This is a genomic window from Kribbella sp. NPDC004536, from assembly GCF_042873835.1.
Classification (GTDB): domain Bacteria; phylum Actinomycetota; class Actinomycetes; order Propionibacteriales; family Kribbellaceae; genus Kribbella.
Map to the genome: position 1 here is coordinate 41,665 of NZ_JBIALY010000007.1, position 14,774 is coordinate 56,438.

At 67.9% G+C, this 14,774-nt stretch carries 14 protein-coding genes; 9 read left to right on the forward strand and 5 right to left on the reverse strand.

What is annotated here, in order from left to right; translation table 11 throughout:
* Positions 1-6 precede the first annotated feature (6 nt).
* Positions 7-1,356 carry an MFS transporter gene (locus tag ACFYRU_RS39295; RefSeq protein WP_387668997.1) on the forward strand — a complete coding sequence of 450 codons (1,350 nt, stop codon included), beginning with the start codon at positions 7-9 and terminating at the stop codon, positions 1,354-1,356.
* A gap of 9 nt (positions 1,357-1,365) precedes the next feature.
* Positions 1,366-2,376, forward strand: a complete 1,011-nt coding sequence (locus ACFYRU_RS39300) for an L-idonate 5-dehydrogenase (protein WP_387668999.1) — start codon at positions 1,366-1,368, stop codon at positions 2,374-2,376.
* On the opposite strand, the gene ACFYRU_RS39305 is transcribed toward ACFYRU_RS39300, so the two are convergent.
* Positions 2,279-3,523: an MFS transporter gene (locus ACFYRU_RS39305; RefSeq protein WP_387669001.1), complete on the reverse strand. Its 1,245-nt coding sequence runs from the start codon at positions 3,521-3,523 to the stop codon at positions 2,279-2,281. The genes ACFYRU_RS39300 and ACFYRU_RS39305 overlap by 98 nt on opposite strands.
* Before the next feature lie 79 nt (positions 3,524-3,602).
* On the opposite strand from ACFYRU_RS39305, the gene ACFYRU_RS39310 reads away from it, so the two are divergent.
* Positions 3,603-4,175 (forward strand): CGNR zinc finger domain-containing protein, encoded by a 573-nt coding sequence (locus ACFYRU_RS39310; RefSeq protein WP_387669004.1) that lies wholly within the window; start codon positions 3,603-3,605, stop codon positions 4,173-4,175.
* Here the strand turns inward: ACFYRU_RS39310 and ACFYRU_RS39315 are convergent.
* The gene (locus ACFYRU_RS39315; protein ID WP_387669006.1) at positions 4,165-5,172 is read right to left on the reverse strand and encodes a LacI family DNA-binding transcriptional regulator; all 1,008 of its coding nucleotides are present in this window, start codon (positions 5,170-5,172) and stop codon (positions 4,165-4,167) included. The genes ACFYRU_RS39310 and ACFYRU_RS39315 overlap by 11 nt on opposite strands.
* A 109-nt stretch (positions 5,173-5,281) precedes the next feature.
* Between ACFYRU_RS39315 and ACFYRU_RS39320 the strand changes: the two genes are divergently transcribed.
* Genes ACFYRU_RS39320 through ACFYRU_RS39345 form a run of 6 tightly spaced genes read left to right on the forward strand, consistent with a single transcriptional unit; the run spans position 5,282 to position 12,640 of the window.
* Complete coding sequence (locus tag ACFYRU_RS39320) at positions 5,282-6,628, forward strand: ABC transporter substrate-binding protein (protein WP_387669009.1); 1,347 nt, start codon at positions 5,282-5,284, stop codon at positions 6,626-6,628.
* Positions 6,629-7,540 (forward strand): carbohydrate ABC transporter permease, encoded by a 912-nt coding sequence (locus ACFYRU_RS39325; RefSeq protein WP_387669011.1) that lies wholly within the window; start codon positions 6,629-6,631, stop codon positions 7,538-7,540. It abuts the gene before it with no gap.
* Positions 7,537-8,370, forward strand: coding sequence for a carbohydrate ABC transporter permease (locus tag ACFYRU_RS39330; protein ID WP_387669013.1), 834 nt, complete (start codon positions 7,537-7,539; stop codon positions 8,368-8,370). Before ACFYRU_RS39325 ends, ACFYRU_RS39330 begins: the two co-directional genes overlap by 4 nt.
* Before the next feature lie 3 nt (positions 8,371-8,373).
* Positions 8,374-10,278 (forward strand): glycoside hydrolase family 2 protein, encoded by a 1,905-nt coding sequence (locus ACFYRU_RS39335; RefSeq protein WP_387669015.1) that lies wholly within the window; start codon positions 8,374-8,376, stop codon positions 10,276-10,278.
* A gap of 43 nt (positions 10,279-10,321) precedes the next feature.
* The gene (locus ACFYRU_RS39340) at positions 10,322-12,358 is read left to right on the forward strand and encodes a ricin-type beta-trefoil lectin domain protein (protein WP_387669018.1); all 2,037 of its coding nucleotides are present in this window, start codon (positions 10,322-10,324) and stop codon (positions 12,356-12,358) included.
* A gap of 36 nt (positions 12,359-12,394) precedes the next feature.
* Positions 12,395-12,640 (forward strand): hypothetical protein, encoded by a 246-nt coding sequence (locus tag ACFYRU_RS39345; protein WP_387669020.1) that lies wholly within the window; start codon positions 12,395-12,397, stop codon positions 12,638-12,640.
* A gap of 5 nt (positions 12,641-12,645) precedes the next feature.
* Here the strand turns inward: ACFYRU_RS39345 and ACFYRU_RS39350 are convergent, their stop codons facing one another.
* From ACFYRU_RS39350 to ACFYRU_RS39360, 3 genes are all read right to left on the reverse strand, one after another.
* Positions 12,646-13,314 (reverse strand): hypothetical protein, encoded by a 669-nt coding sequence (locus ACFYRU_RS39350; protein ID WP_387669022.1) that lies wholly within the window; start codon positions 13,312-13,314, stop codon positions 12,646-12,648.
* Positions 13,315-14,082: a L,D-transpeptidase family protein gene (locus ACFYRU_RS39355; RefSeq protein WP_387669025.1), complete on the reverse strand. Its 768-nt coding sequence runs from the start codon at positions 14,080-14,082 to the stop codon at positions 13,315-13,317.
* A 100-nt stretch (positions 14,083-14,182) separates the two neighbouring features.
* On the reverse strand, positions 14,183-14,548 hold the full coding sequence (locus ACFYRU_RS39360; RefSeq protein WP_387669027.1) for a GNAT family N-acetyltransferase: 366 nt from the start codon (positions 14,546-14,548) through the stop codon (positions 14,183-14,185).
* Between the last annotated feature and the right edge of the window lie 226 nt (positions 14,549-14,774).

Here is a 14,774-nt window from a genome sequence, read left to right on the forward strand (position 1 = left end):
TCCGCCATGGAAACGAGCGAACCATCCCGCCAGGAAGTCCGTAGGGCCGCGCTGGCCGGCCTGATCGGCACCGCCCTCGAACAGTACGACTTCGTCATCTACGGGACCGCGTCGGCGCTGGTCTTCAGCCATCTGTTCTTCCCGAACATCTCGGCGACGGCCGGCCTGCTCGCCAGCTTCAGCGCCTACGCGGTCGGGTTCTGCGCCCGTCCGCTCGGCGGCTTCTTCTTCTCGCGGTACGGCGATCGCCTCGGGCGCAAGTGGATCCTGGTGGCCACCTTGACCCTGATGGGCGTCGCGACGATGGCGATCGGCGTGCTGCCGACGTACGAGTCGGTGGGCGTCTGGGCGCCGATCCTGCTCGTGCTGAGCCGCTTCCTGCAGGGCTTCGGCGCCGGTGCGGAACAGTCCGGTGGCGCGACGCTGCTCACCGAGACCGCGGCCCGGGGCAAGCGTGGGCGGCTCGCGGCGCTGGTCATGACCGGTGCGGCGGCCGGTACGGCGCTCGGTGCCGGGGCGTGGGCGCTCGTCCAGTTGCTGCCCGACGACCAGTTGATGTCGTGGGGCTGGCGCGTGGTGTTCCTGAGTAGTGCCTTCGTCACGATCGCGGCGTACATCCTGCGCCGGCGGTTGAAGGAGACGCCGGTGTTCACCGAAATCAAGGCCGAGCGCGCGGCCGCTGCCGCGCCGGTTCGTGAGGTGTTCCGGAACGGGAAGAAGGCCGTTGCCCTGGTCACCTTGATGACGGTCGGTCTGAGCGTGCAGTCGTACACATACCAGGTGTTCATGGCGTCGTACCTCAAGGGCACGGTGAAGATCGACGCGCAGACCGTACCGGAGATCCTGCTGGTGGGCGCGATCTTCGGCGGTATCGGCGCGATCGTGCTCGGATACCTGTCGGACCTGTTCGGGCGGCGGCCGGTCTTCCTCGGCATCACCGGACTGCTGCTCCTGCTGCCTGCTCCGACGTTCATTGCCCTGAGCACCGGAAACCTCACGATCATCTACCTGGCCATGATCGTCGGCTTCGTCTTCGCCTGCCAGGGCGGGGTCGCGGTGACGATGAGCTACTTCCCGGAGCTGTTCGGCAGCCGGTACCGGTACGCCGGTGTCACGCTCGGCCGCGAGTTCGCCGCCGTCCTAGGTGGTGGCTTCGCGCCGCTGATCGCGGTCGCGCTGATGGGTGCGTTCGACTCGTGGGTACCGGTCGCGATCTACATGACGGTCGCGATGGCGATCACCTTCGGCGCCGGGCTGTTCGCGCCGGAGACGAAGGACCGCGACCTGCTCGCACCCGAGAACGCCAACGACGGCACGCTGGTGACCCGTCCGGCGACCGCAACCGCGACGGCCTGAAGGAGAACCATGAAGGCGATCGTCATCCAGGGCAAGCTCGAACTCGTCGAGGTCGAGCTGCCCACGCCGGAACCGCAGGCCGGCGAGGTGCGGCTCCGGATGGCGTACGGCGGGATCTGCGGATCTGACCTGCACTACTACCACGAGGGCGCCAACGGCTCGTTCGTCGTCCGCGAGCCGTTGGTGCCGGGACACGAGCTGTCCGGCACCGTCGACCTCGACCCGTCCGGCGCTCTGGCACCGGGTACGCCGGTCACGATCCACCCCGCGACGTTCGGAACACCCTTGCGCGGGATCGAGGACCGGCCGCACCTGTGGCCGGACGGCGCCTACTTGGGGAGTGCGTCCACCTGGCCGCACACCCAGGGCGGGATGAGCGAGTTCGTTGTCGTGCGCAACGACATGGTGCGCGCACTGCCGGCTTCCTTGCCGCTTCGCCGCGCGGCCCTGGCGGAGCCGCTGGCCGTCGCGCTGCATGCCATCGAGATCGCGGGAGGTGTTCGCGGCCGGCGGGTACTGGTCTCCGGATCGGGTGCGATCGGATTGTTGACAGTCGCCGCAGCCGTCCTGGCGGGCGCGATCGAGGTGGTGGCGACGGACGTACTGCCCGGACCGTTGCAGCGAGCCGGCCGGCTCGGCGCCCATCGCACTGTTCAGGTCGGTACGGACGAGATCCCGTCCGAGTACTTCGACACCGTCTTCGAGTGCACCGCCGTCCCGGCCGCCATGTCCGCCGGCCTGGCGGCGGCCCGCCGCGGCGCGGTCGTCGTCCTGGTCGGCATCCCGGCCGACGAAGCACGTCCGGTGAACCTGGCACCGCTGGTCTCTCGCGAACTACAGCTCCGCGGCACCCTGCGTTTCAACAACGAGATCGACCACGCGGTCGAGTTGCTGGCCGCACACCCACATCTCGAGCAGATCGTCACCCACGAGTACCCAGCCGATCAGGCTGTCGACGCATTCGCGACCGCTTCTGATTCCGACGCTTCCGGGAAGGTACTGCTCTCGCTCTGGCTGTAGACCGCCAGGCGTGCAGCAGGGCGATGAGCGTTGCCACGGTGATGAGTACCGGAATACTCAGCCAGCCGAAGTGGAGGTAGGCATGGACGCCGAGCCAGGAGCCGGCTGTTCCACCGAGGAACGCGACAGTCATGTACGCCGTGTTGAGTCGGCTGCGCATCTCGGGGCGTAACGCGAAGATCCGCGCCTGGTTCGCCACCTGGCCGGACTGGACCGCGACATCGAGCAGAAGCATGCCGAGGGCAACGGCAATCAGGCCGCCGACGCCACCGGTGACCGCCGCGGTCAGCACGGCGGCAGCGACGATCGCCCCGAGGAAGCTCGCGAGGCTGACCGCGTCCGGCCCACGACGGTCGGCCTGGCGTCCGGCCCAGGCGGTGGCGAACGCGCTCGCGGCGCCGACCAAGGCGATCAGCCCGACGGCGCTTGCGCTCAGTCCGTACGTGGGCCCGGTGATCAGCAGCGTGAGGCTCGTCCAACCAGCGGTGAACCCGCCGAACATCAACCCCTGGTACAGACACGACCGCCGCAACTCCGGCTCCTTCAAGAACAGCCGCACCGGCGAACCGATCAGCGCCAAGTAGCTGTCACGTGATGCCGGTTCGGTCACCGGCAACGCCCGGGCAAGTACGACCGCCAGCGTCGCGGCCAGCAATGCGCTGACGAGGTACGGCGCTCGCCACCCGAGCCAATCGCCGAGCAACCCGCCGAACGCGCGAGCCAGCAGGATTCCCGAGAGCAGCCCGGACAGCAGCAACCCCGTCACCGCGCCGCGACGATCCGGTGCCACAAGCGTCGCAGCGAACGGCAGCAGCACCTGCGGTACGACGGTGGCCATCCCGACCACGACCGCGGCTCCAAGGAGTACCGGCAGACTCGGCGCCACGCCGGCGACGATCAGAGCGAGCGTTGTCACGGTAAGCAGCGCGGCCACGAAACGACGGTGCACGAGCCGGTCTCCGAGCGGTACGAGCAGCGCGATGCCCGCGGCGTACCCGAACTGTGTTGCCGTCGGCACCAATGCCGCCGTCGCCGTGCCGACGGCCAGGCCGCGCGCGATCAGCGGTGTGATCGCCTGCGGGAAGTACACGTTGGCGACGGCCGCACCGCACGCGGTCGCGAGCAGGACGAGGAGAGACCTACGCATGACGCACCTCTTTGCGGAACCGGTTTGACTGGTTCCAGAACGGTACCAGTAAAACCGGTTCCAGGGGTACAGTGGAGTTATGGAGCAACGTTTCCGGCAGGGCGCCGGCCGGCTGTGCCTGGACTTCGTCCGTACATTGCGGCTGCGCGGAACGCCGGAGGTCGCGGAAGAACTGACCGACGGCGCGGCGCTGGCCGCCTGGGTGACGCAGCTCGGCCCGATCCCGGCGAAGGCCGTCCGCGTTCCGGCGCAGACGCGGGTCGGTCAGGCGCAGGCGTTGCGGGAGAGCGTGTACGAACTACTCGCCGCGGCCCGCACGACCGGTGTCGCGAGCGCTTCCCAGGTAGCCCGCAACCGGGTCAACCGGGCGGCGGCCGAGCCGGTGCCGCAGCCTCGGCTGGACTCGGCCGGCGAGCTGCAGTGGCAGGCCGACGACCCGGTCACCGCGGTGCTCGCGCTGGTCGCCCGCGACGTCCTCGACCTGGTCACGTCCCCGGCCGCGCTGGCTCGGATCCGCGACTGCGCCAACCCCGACTGTGGCGCCGTCTTCCTCGACAACTCCCGCCCCGGCACCCGCCGCTGGTGCTCGATGGACACCTGCGGCAACCTCTCCAAGAAGGCTGCATTCCGCAGCCGCCACGTCAGCCCGTAGTGCTTTCGCGGATCTGCAGGGTGTAGTCCGCGGGGAGTTCGGCCGGCGCGGAGCGGTCGCCGTCGAGGCGGTTGAGGAGGAGCCGTACGGCGTTCTTGGCGATCTGGGTCTTGTCGGGGCTGATCGTGGTGAGGCTTGGGGTGCTGTAGCGGCCGTCCTCGATGTCGTCGAAGCCGACCAGTGCGATGTCGTCAGGTACGCGAAGGCCGCGGCTGAGGATGGTGCGGAGAGCGCCGAGCGCGAGCAGGTCGTTGTAGCAGAAGACCGCATCGGGTGGCTGGGGGAGTGCGAGCAGTTCGGCCATCGCGGTCGCGCCGTCGGCGCGGTGGAAGAACTCGGTGGGGCGTACGAGCTCCGGTACGACCTCGCGGCCGGCCGCGTGCAGCGCAGCCCGGTAGCCCTGCGTCCGTAGCCGGCCGGTCTGCCGGGTCTCGTCGAACTGGTCGCCGATCGCCGCGATCCGCTGCCGGCCGAGGTCGATCAGGTGCCGGGTGGCGAGCTCGGCGGCGCCGACGTTGTCGATCATGATGTGGTCGAGCCCGCCCTCGAGGACGCGTTCACCGAGCAGGACGACCGGCGTGGACGACGGCCGGTTCCGCAGGTCGGCGCCGCCGAGTGCGAGCGGGTTGAAGATCAGCCCGTCGAACATCGCCGCCCGGTTGCCGCGCATCACCAGTTCCCGCTCGCGGACCGGATCGCCGTCGGTCTGGTCGACCACGACCGTGTACCCGGCGGCCGCTGCCTGCTCGATGACCGCCCGGGTCAGCTCGGCGAAGTACGGAACGTCGAGCTCGGGCAGGACCAGCGCGATCAGGCCGGAGCGGCCGTTCCGCAAAGTCCGCGCGACCGCGTTCGGCTGGTAACCGAGCTCGTCGAGCGCGCGCTGCACCCGGGCCCTGGTCTCGGCCGCGACCTGTGGGAAGTCGTTGACGACGTTCGAGACCGTGCGGACCGAGACGCCGGCCCGCTCGGCGACCTCGCGGAGTGTGGCGGCCACCCTGCACCTCGATCCTCTGACCTATTGACACTTGCAACGTTGCAAGCTTAGCGTCTCCAGCACCACTTGCAACGTTGCAAGCACCGCAAATGTCATGAAGGAACGCACCATGACCACTCTCCTTTCGCGCCGCAGCCTGTTCCGTGGGGCCGGCGCCGCGCTGGTGGCCGGAGGTCTCGGCGCCTGCGCTCCGGGCGGCACCACCGGCGGCCAGTCCCTGCCGAGCAGCAGCGTGACCAAACCACCGTCCGGCGAGATCACCATCTGGGACCGCACCGGCGACCTGTACAAGGTGTTCGACAAGGCGATCGCGTCGTTCACGGCGAAGTACCCGCAGGTGAAGGTCAACCATGTGGCGGTCGACGTCAACGCCAAGCTCCCGGCGACCCTGATCAGCGGCGCCGGCGTGCCGGACGGCGCCTTCTACGACGACGCGCTGCTCACCGGCGTCGCACCGCACCTGTACGACCTGAGCGGGCTGATCGAGCAGTACAAGGCGGACATCGCGCCGTACAAGCTCGGCGTGGTGACCGTCGACGGGAAGATCGTCGCGGTGCCGTGGGACCTCGACCCCGGGCTGCTGTTCTACCGCGAGGACATCGTCACCCAGGCCGGCGTCGACATCACCGGAGTGTCGACGTTCGACAGTCTGCTCGACGCCGCGCGGACCGTCCGGGAGAAGTTCCCACACGCCAAGCCGATCCACCTCGAGAACGACCAGTTCCTGGGGCAGTTGTGGATCGAGATGTTCGCGAACCAGCAGGGCGGCGCGATGGTCGGCCCCGACGGCAAGCTCACCATCGACTCCGATCCGTACCGAAACGCGCTGACCTGGCTGGACAAGGTGCGGTCCGGGCAGTTGGGCACGCTCGCGAAGTACACCCAGCCGACTGATCTGCAGACGCAGGACAACGGCACCCAGGTGTTCGTACCGTGGGCACAGTGGTTCGTGTTCGCACCGCAGCAGTTGCTGAAGGCAAGCAAGGGGAAGTGGCGCGCGACCGCGCTGCCGGCGTGGCAGGCGGGCGGTGCGCGGGCCGGCGTGATGGGCGGCTCGTCGTTCGTGATCCCGGCCAAGGCGAAGAACCCCGAGCTGGCCTGGCGCCTGTACGAGCACATGGTCTTCAGCAAGGAGGGGTACACGACCGTCTACGGGTCGAACGACGTGTACCCGGGCGGCCTGAACACGTCGATCCCGTCGTACCTGCCCGCGCTGGACCCGAACACGCCACTGTTCAAGCCGCTCGAGGCACTCGGTGGCCAGGACCTGTGGAAGGTTGCGGTCGAGGCGGGCAAGCAGGTGCCCGGCGGCTACACCATTCCCACCTGGTGGGGGAAGGCCGTCGACTACTTCGGTGTGAACGTGCAGAAACTGCTGGCCGGCCAGATGAGTCCCGACGAGGTGCTCAAGACCTCGGCCTCGCAGATCCAGAAGAACCTGATGGGTCCGAGCTGAATGGCGACCCTCACCGAGGCGGCCACGACCCGGCGGACCGCGGAGCGGGTACGGCGGCGCCGGATCCCGGTCGCGCCGTACCTGTTCGTCGCGCCGTTCGTGGTCGTCTTCGCCGCGTTCAGCGCGTATCCGATCTTCTTCGCCCTCCAGCTGAGCTTCACCAACTGGCACGGCGCGGGCGCGCTGAAGGTCATCGGGCTCGCGAACTACCGATACCTGCTGACCAGTCCGGACTTCTGGCAGTCGATGGCGACCTCGGGTGCGCTCTGGCTGCTCGTCGTACCGGCTCAGGTGCTGCTCGCGCTGACGATCGCGGTCGCATTGCGCAAGGCAAGGTTCCGCGGCGTGTTCAGCGCTGCGCTGATCGCTCCGTTCGTGACGCCGCTGGTGGCGATGGCGCAGGTGTGGATCATCCTGTTCGACAAGGACTTCGGCGCGGTGAATCACGGCTTGTCCGCCATCGGACTGCCTGCGATCGGCTGGCTGACCACCGCCGCCGGTGCCAAGGTGACCGTGGCGCTGCTCGTGCTGTGGCGAACGACCGGGTACGCCGTCATCCTGCTGATGGCAGGATTGTCGACAATCCCCGCGGATGTCTACGAGGCGGCCACGATCGACGGCGCTGGCGCCTGGCACCAGTTCTGGTCGATCACCGTGCCGCTGGTGACGCGCACGCTGAGCTTCGTCGTCGTGATCGGCACGCTGACCGTGTTCCAGTTGTTCGCGGAGCCGTACGTCGTGACCGGCGGCGGACCGTTCAACGCGACCAGGACCGCCGGACTGTACCTCTACAAACACATCACGAACTCAGACCTCGGCCTCGGGGCCGCGAACTCGATGCTGCTCGTGGTGATGGTGCTGGCGCTGTCGCTCGCGTCGATCCGGTTGTTGCGTTCCAGGGAGGACTCATGAAACCCGGACGCTACGTCCTGCTGACGGTGGCAGGCGTCGTCAGCCTCGCGCCGCTGCTGTGGATGATGGTGTCGTCGTTGAAACCCGGCGCGGACATCATCTCGAGTCCGTTCAGCTTCGACCCGGGTCAGCTGACGCTGACGAACTTCCGGTCGATGCTGGACACGATCCCGATCGGCACCGGGTTCCGGAACACCGCGATCGTCGTGCTGGTCAAGGGCACGCTGACGATGGTCTTCTGCCCGATGGCGGGCTTCGCGTTCGCGAAGTACGCGTTCCCGGGCAAGCGGCTGCTCTTCGCGACCGTGCTGACCACGTTGATGCTGCCGACGCTCGTACTGCTGATCCCGCTGCTGCTGGAGATGAGCCAGCTCGGCTGGGTGAGTACGTTCCAGGCGCTGATCCTGCCCGGCGCGATCGACGCGTTCGGGGTGTTCTGGATGCGGCAGGTGATCCTGGCGATCCCGGACGAACTGCTCGACGCCGCGCGCGTCGACGGCGCCGGCGAGCTGCGGATCTTCGCCAGCATCGTGCTCCCGGTCATCCGGCCGGGGCTGGCGGCGCTCGGCGTACTGACCTTCATCAACATCTACAACGACTTCGTCTGGCCGGTGGTCGCGGTGAACGACGAGCAGCACCAGACCCTGCAGGTGATGCTCTCGGCGCTCGCCCAGAACATCCGCTCGGGGCAGCTCGGCGCGGACTGGACCAGCGTCTGGGGTCAGTTGCTCGCGGCAAGCACCGTGGCGGCGGTTCCGGTACTGGTCGTGTTCGTCGTACTGCAACGTCATCTGATCAAAGGCGTCATGGCCGGCAGCTTGAAAGGCTGATTCATGGAGAATCCTGTACGTTCCGAATATCCCAGGCCGCACTTCGACCGGTCGTCGCGCTGGCTGAATCTGAACGGCACGTGGGACTTCGCCCGGGAGCCCGGGCGGTTCGACGAGACCATCGTCGTCCCGTTCCCGTGGGAGCACCCCGACTCCGGCGTGGTCGCGCACTGGTTGCCGACGGCATGGTACCGGCGGCGGATCGAGCGGCCCGCGGACTGGGCGGGGGAGCGGACCATCCTGCACTTCGGTGCCGTCCACCACCAGGCGACGGTATGGGTGAACGGTGCGCTCGCCGGCTCGCATACGGGCGGTTACCTCCCGTTCGAGGCCGACATCACCGACCTGCTGGAGGACGGCGCGGGTGAGCTCGTCGTACAGGTGGAGGCGCCGACCGACAAGCGGTTCATCCCGCACGGCAAGCAGCGCAGTATGCCGGCCGACGACTACGACGGTTGTGCCTTCACTCCGTCGAGCGGGATCTGGCAGACCGTCTGGCTCGAGCCGCGGCCGGCCGAGTACATCTCGAAGCTCGAACTTCGCCCGACCGCCGACAGCATCGAGATCACGATGGCCGGCCCGTCGCCGGTGCGGATCGAGATCCCCGGCGAGCTGGTCCGGGAGTACGACGAATGGCCCGGGACCGTGACGCTGCCGATCGCCGAGCCCCGATTGTGGACTGTTGACAATCCGCATCTGTACGACGTGATCGTGACCGCCGGCTCGGACACGGTCCGTGCGTACACCGGGTTGCGGACGATCGAATGGCAGGGCAGCACGCTCGTGCTGAACGGCGTACCGACGTACGTCCGCGGCGTTCTCGACCAGGGGTTCTGGCCGGGCGGCGGGCACACCGCGCCGAGTGACGAGGCGTTGCGCCGGGACTTGGAGCTCGCGCGGGCGGCCGGCTTCAACCTGGTACGGAAGCACATCAAGCTCGAGGATCCGCGCTGGCTGTACTGGGCTGACCGGCTCGGCATGCTCGTCTGGGCCGAACCGCCGTCGACCGGGCGGTTCCGCGCCGATGCCGTCGCGGCGTTCGAGGAGGTCGCGGCCGGGATGGTCGCGCGGGACGGCAACCACCCGAGCATCGTGATCTGGGGCGGGTACAACGAGGAGTGGGGTCTGGACTGGGACGTCCCGGGCGATCCGGCGAAGCAGGACGCGGTCCGGCGGACGTACCGGATCATCAAGGACGCCGATCCGAGTCGTCCGATTGTCGACAACTCGGGGTGGGCGCACGTCGAGACCGACCTTGTGGACTGGCACTACTACGACGAGAGCGTGGGCTCGTGGGCCGCGGTTGTGGATCGGCTCGTCAACACTTCGGACGGCAGGTTCCCGGTTCGGTTGGGGCCGGAGTTCGTTGCGGAGAAGGCGATCGCGGCGCCCGGGTTCGACGGGACGGACAAGGTGCAGCTCAACGGGGAGTACGGCGCCGGGTCCACGAGCGTGGAGCGCGGGTGGCACCTGCGGTGGCAGACCCAGGAGCTTCGCCGACATCCGCGGAACGCCGGGTACATCTACACCGAGCTGTACGACATCGAGCACGAAACGGTCGGCGTCTATACGTACGACCGCCGGACGAAGGACCTCGGTGGTGTGGTCCCGTCCGACGTCAACGCCGAGACCGTGCTGATCGTCGACATCGTTCCGGAAGCGCCTGGCCGGGACCTCGTACTCACCGGCGACTCGGCCTCCCTCCCAGTGCGGGTCTCACACCACGGCCCGGAACCGTTGCTCGGCACCTTGCACTGGCCTTCCGGGTCGGCGCCGGTGGACGCCAAGCCGTTCACCGTGACCGACCCGATCGAGATCACCGTGACGAACCCCGGCCGCCTGCCGCTCTGGATCACGGACCCGGACGGCGCTGTCGTAGCCCGCACATTCGTCGACCTCACGATCTGACCCCGCACTTCTCGAGCTACCGCCCTTTGTCCGAGGAGGTTTCATGTCCATCCGCAGATTGTTGACAATCCTCACCCTGATCGTCGCCGCGCTGATAGTTGCCCCAGGCCCTGTCCCGGCCACCGCGGCGCCCCCGGGCAATGTCCTCTACAGCCCGAACCTGTCCACCTACCCGAACGCCGACGCCAGCTACCCGCGCGCGATCCGGCTCGACCACGACAGCAACGCCGGCCACACCGTGCTGGCAACCTTTGCCCGGCGCAACGAATCCGGGCCGAGCAACTTCCCGATCTTCCGCAGCACCGATGGCGGCGCGACGTTCGGCGCCAACCCGATCAGTACGATCACGTCGCACACGGCCGGCTGGGGTCTCGGCGCGCCGGTGATCTACGAAGTACCACGGACCGCGAACGGCCTGAACGCGGGCGACCTGCTCGCCGCCGGCACCGCCTGGGTGGAGGGCAACTTCACCGCGCAGAAGATCGAGGTGTTCAAGAGCACTGACCACGGCGCCAGCTGGCAGTACCTGTCCAACTGCACCCAGACCAGCGGCCTGCCGAACACCATCGGTGCCGGCATCTGGGAGCCGTGGTTCCTGCTCACCCCGAACAACACGCTGGCCTGCTTCATCTCCGACGAACGCCCGGCCGGCTCACCCACCAACAACCAGATCATCGGCCACTACACCTCGACCGACGGCGGCGCGACCTGGAGCGCGAACATCACCCCGGACGTCGCGTTCCCGGCCGACAACCTCGCCCGCCCCGGCATGTCGATCGTCACCGCCCTGCCGAACGGCCAGTTCGTCATGTCGTACGAGCTGTGCCGCGACGCGACCAACGCCGACCACGCCTGCGAGGTGTACCTCAAGACCAGCCCGGATGGTCTCAACTGGTCACCGACCGACAACCCGGGCACGCTCGCCCAGACCAGCGACGGCCGCCACCTGCTGCACACTCCGTACGTGGCCTGGATCCCCGGCGGCGGACCGAACGGCACGCTGCTGCTTTCCGGTCAACGTGTCGTCACCGGGCCGACAGGCAACAAGGCAGTGATGGCCGAGTCCGGATCGGTGCTGTTGGCAAACACCTCACTCGGTACCGGCAGCTGGACCGAGCTGGAGGCGCCGGTCAACGTCAACCCGACGGGCGGTTACGCTACGGGCGTCCCGAGCTGCCCGGGGTACAGCTCACCGATCGTGCCCTCGATCGACGGCACGTCCTTCCTGTACCTGGCAGCGACATGGCTCGGTACCGGCAACCAGTGCCAGGTCCGTTTCGGCACTGGAGTGGTGGGCGGTCCGACCGGTGCGATCACCGGACCCGCGGCTGCTGGCAAGTGCCTCGACGTCGACCACAACACAGCGGTCAACGGCAACGCGGCACAGTTGTACACCTGCAGCGGCGTACCTGGTCAACAATGGACGATGATGGCCGACGGCACCATCCGTGCGTTCGGCAAGTGCCTTGACATCGTGGGTAACGGTACGGCGAATCTCACCAAGGTCCAGCTGTGGGACTGCGGTCCGGCCGGCGGACAGCAATGGCGAGCACAAGCCAACGGCTCGCTACTGAACCCACAGTCCGGCCGTTGCCTCGACAGCCCCGGCGGCGCGGCCGCGGACGGCACCAAGCTGCAGATCTACGACTGCAACGGCCTCGACCCGCAGAAGTGGAACCTGCCCGGCTACCCGACCGGACCGATCACGGGACCTGCCGCGGCCGGCAAGTGCGTCGACGTCGACACCAACACGCCGACGAGCGGGAACGCCGTACAGCTGTGGACGTGCAACGGCGTACCCGGACAGCAGTGGACGATGTCGACCGACGGAAAGATCCGTGCCTTCGGCAAATGCCTGGACATCGTCGGCAACGGTACGGCGAACTTCACCAAGGTCCAGCTCTGGGACTGCGGCCCCGCCGGCGGCCAGATCTGGCAACCCCAGGCGAACGGCTCGCTCCTGAACCCCCAGTCCGGCCGCTGCCTCGACAGCCCCAGCGGCGCGACCGCGGACGGTACGAAGCTGCAGATCTACGACTGCAACGGGCTCGACCCGCAGAAGTGGAAGGTCCCGGTGTAGCCACTCGTTTCTTGACGACGGTGATAGGCATATGCCATGAGCCAACCGGCATCCAGCCTGCCGCCCTGTGAGAACTGCGGCGGCCAGCAAGTGGGCAACCTCGACGTGGTCAGCCAGCAAGCGGTAGGAATCCACCCCACCGGCCGATCCCTCTGGTCCCACCCACTGTCTGGCCTGTCCGCAGTCGTCTGCCTCAACTGCGGCCTCACCAAACTCTTCGCCACCCAACTCGACGCAATCCGCACCGAGTCCCAAAAGAAGCCCGAGGACTTCACCTGGTAGCGCTGTCAACCGATCGCGGCATCGAGCCGAGCGACTGCCGTCGTCAGGAATCGTATGAAGGCGGCGTCAGTGGTGAAGGTGTCGCTGTCGGCCCTGAGGGCGAGCACGGTGCCGCCTCTGACGACGTACCCCGAGTAGGTACCGGACTTCAGCGTCGGATCGTTCGGGTCGCCGAAACGCAGTGCGATCCCGTCCCGCAAACCGGGCACCGGCAACTCGCGCGCGAACAGCCGGTAGGACTCACCGTCCAAGACGCCGGCATAGGTTTTGCAGCGTGGCAACGCAGCGGCGATCTGACGAAGGAGTGACAGCTGTGGGGTCGGCCAGGACGCGATCACCTCGGTCGCGTCCTTGTCGACGTTCTGATCAGCCGCACGATGGAAGTACTGCCCGCGAATGCTGGTCGCGGGAGTCGCCCGGTCGCGGAGCGGATCCCGGAGCAGCCTGCACTCAGCCGGTGTGTAGGTGATCGGCAATCGGAGCGTCGGGATCGGATCCGGTGCTACGCCGTCGTCCCAGCCCTTCGGCAGGTCGGCCACGGTCAGGGCAGCCTTCGTTCCTTGGGCGACCGACAGCGGGACGACCGTGGGTGTCGGGCTGGGAGTCGGTGGATCGGGTTGGGCGGTGCAGGCCGTGAGGGCTAGTACGGCGACCAGGGCGAGGCGGCGGAGCACCTAGTACTCGCCGTAGATCTGGACCTTTGTGCCGATCGGGGTGTCTTCGAAGATCTGGTGGATCTCGGGGCGGAGGACTCGGACGCAGCGGTGGCTGTCCGGGTACGGCTTGACGAGGGAGTTCACGCGTGAACCGTGCAGCGCTATGCCGGGCCGATCCTTGAGGAAGTAGAGCGAGTCGTACATGTACGCGTCCTCGTACAGGCTGCTCTCATGCGCGCCGGCCCACTTGCGCCAGACCTTGCCGATGCGGTTCGGCGTCTCGTACCCGGGGCCGCCGGTCGAGATCCAGACGATCCGCTTGTAGGTCTTGCCAACGATTTGGTACAGGATCTGGCAGGTCTTGTTCACGTAGATCCCGGGCTCCCGCGTCGGCGTCGGCCTGCTGGTTGCGTTGAGCACCGAGTACGCGTCGTCGAGTGTCAGGCCCGCCCGGCTGGCCGGCATCCCGTGGGTCTCGCGCCACGCGCACAGCGCCTGCTTGGCGCGCGCGGTGATGTCGCCGTCGATGTCGCCGACCGGGTACCCGAGTTTGTCGAGCTGCCGTTCGACCCGGAGTGCGTAGTACTCGGGCTTCTGCTTCACCTTGGGCTTCGGCTTCACCGTGGGCCTGACCGTCGGGGTCGGCGTCGGTGTCGTGCTGGGGGAGGTGCTGCTGGACGCCTGCGTGGGGGAGGGCGTCGTCTCGCTCGCGGCTACGTCCGAGCAGCCGGCCAGGACGAACGACAGTACGACGGCGGCGGCAACGAGACCACGTCGACGAGACACGGATTCCCCTCTCCTCAGCGTTTTCAGCGTCGCAGAACCACGCCCGGTAAGCGTGCAGCGACCCGCCGAGACTAATCCGCAACGGTTCCTCCGCAGGGCTTTAACGGGCTCCCGTCACCGAACCGTTGCCGAGCTCGGGTTCCGGATCGTCGCGCAACCGGCTGTACAGGTACCCGTCGCGCAGCTTCCCGGCCCGGAACTCGCACCCGCGGATCACGCCCTCGAGCCGGAAACCCGCCTTCTCCAAGGCCTTCTGTTCCGCGATGTTCTCCGGATGCGTCGCGGCCTGGATCCGCTGCACCGGCGTGTGCTCGAACAGGTACGTCGTCAACACCGCCTGCGCCCGCCACCCGATCCCACGCCCGCGATACTCCGGCAACAACGCAATCCCGATCTCCCAGTAAGGCGTCCGCCCATCAAACGACCCAGCCCGCCAACTAACAAACCCCACAGTCTCAAACCCCACCGCCTCGGCCCCTGCCGCATCAAGCCGCGCGACCTCAGCCCCTGCCGTATCAAGCCGCGCGACCTCGGCCCTCGCGACCCCAGCCCCCGCGACCTCGGATCCTGCAGCTCCGGATCCTGCGACCCCAGACCCTGCGACCCCAGACCCTGCGACCCCAGACCCTGCGACCCCAGACCCTGCGACCCCAGACCCTGCGACCCCAGACCCTGCGACCCCAGACCCTGCG

Coding starts and splice junctions, on each gene's coding strand:
- ACFYRU_RS39295 (WP_387668997.1), top strand. CDS start 7: ATGGAAACGAGCGAACCATCCCGCCAGGAAGTCCGTAGGGCCGCGCTG.
- ACFYRU_RS39300 (WP_387668999.1), top strand. CDS start 1,366: ATGAAGGCGATCGTCATCCAGGGCAAGCTCGAACTCGTCGAGGTCGAG.
- ACFYRU_RS39305 (WP_387669001.1), bottom strand. CDS start 3,523: ATGCGTAGGTCTCTCCTCGTCCTGCTCGCGACCGCGTGCGGTGCGGCC.
- ACFYRU_RS39310 (WP_387669004.1), top strand. CDS start 3,603: ATGGAGCAACGTTTCCGGCAGGGCGCCGGCCGGCTGTGCCTGGACTTC.
- ACFYRU_RS39320 (WP_387669009.1), top strand. CDS start 5,282: ATGACCACTCTCCTTTCGCGCCGCAGCCTGTTCCGTGGGGCCGGCGCC.
- ACFYRU_RS39325 (WP_387669011.1), top strand. CDS start 6,629: ATGGCGACCCTCACCGAGGCGGCCACGACCCGGCGGACCGCGGAGCGG.
- ACFYRU_RS39330 (WP_387669013.1), top strand. CDS start 7,537: ATGAAACCCGGACGCTACGTCCTGCTGACGGTGGCAGGCGTCGTCAGC.
- ACFYRU_RS39335 (WP_387669015.1), top strand. CDS start 8,374: ATGGAGAATCCTGTACGTTCCGAATATCCCAGGCCGCACTTCGACCGG.
- ACFYRU_RS39340 (WP_387669018.1), top strand. CDS start 10,322: ATGTCCATCCGCAGATTGTTGACAATCCTCACCCTGATCGTCGCCGCG.
- ACFYRU_RS39345 (WP_387669020.1), top strand. CDS start 12,395: ATGAGCCAACCGGCATCCAGCCTGCCGCCCTGTGAGAACTGCGGCGGC.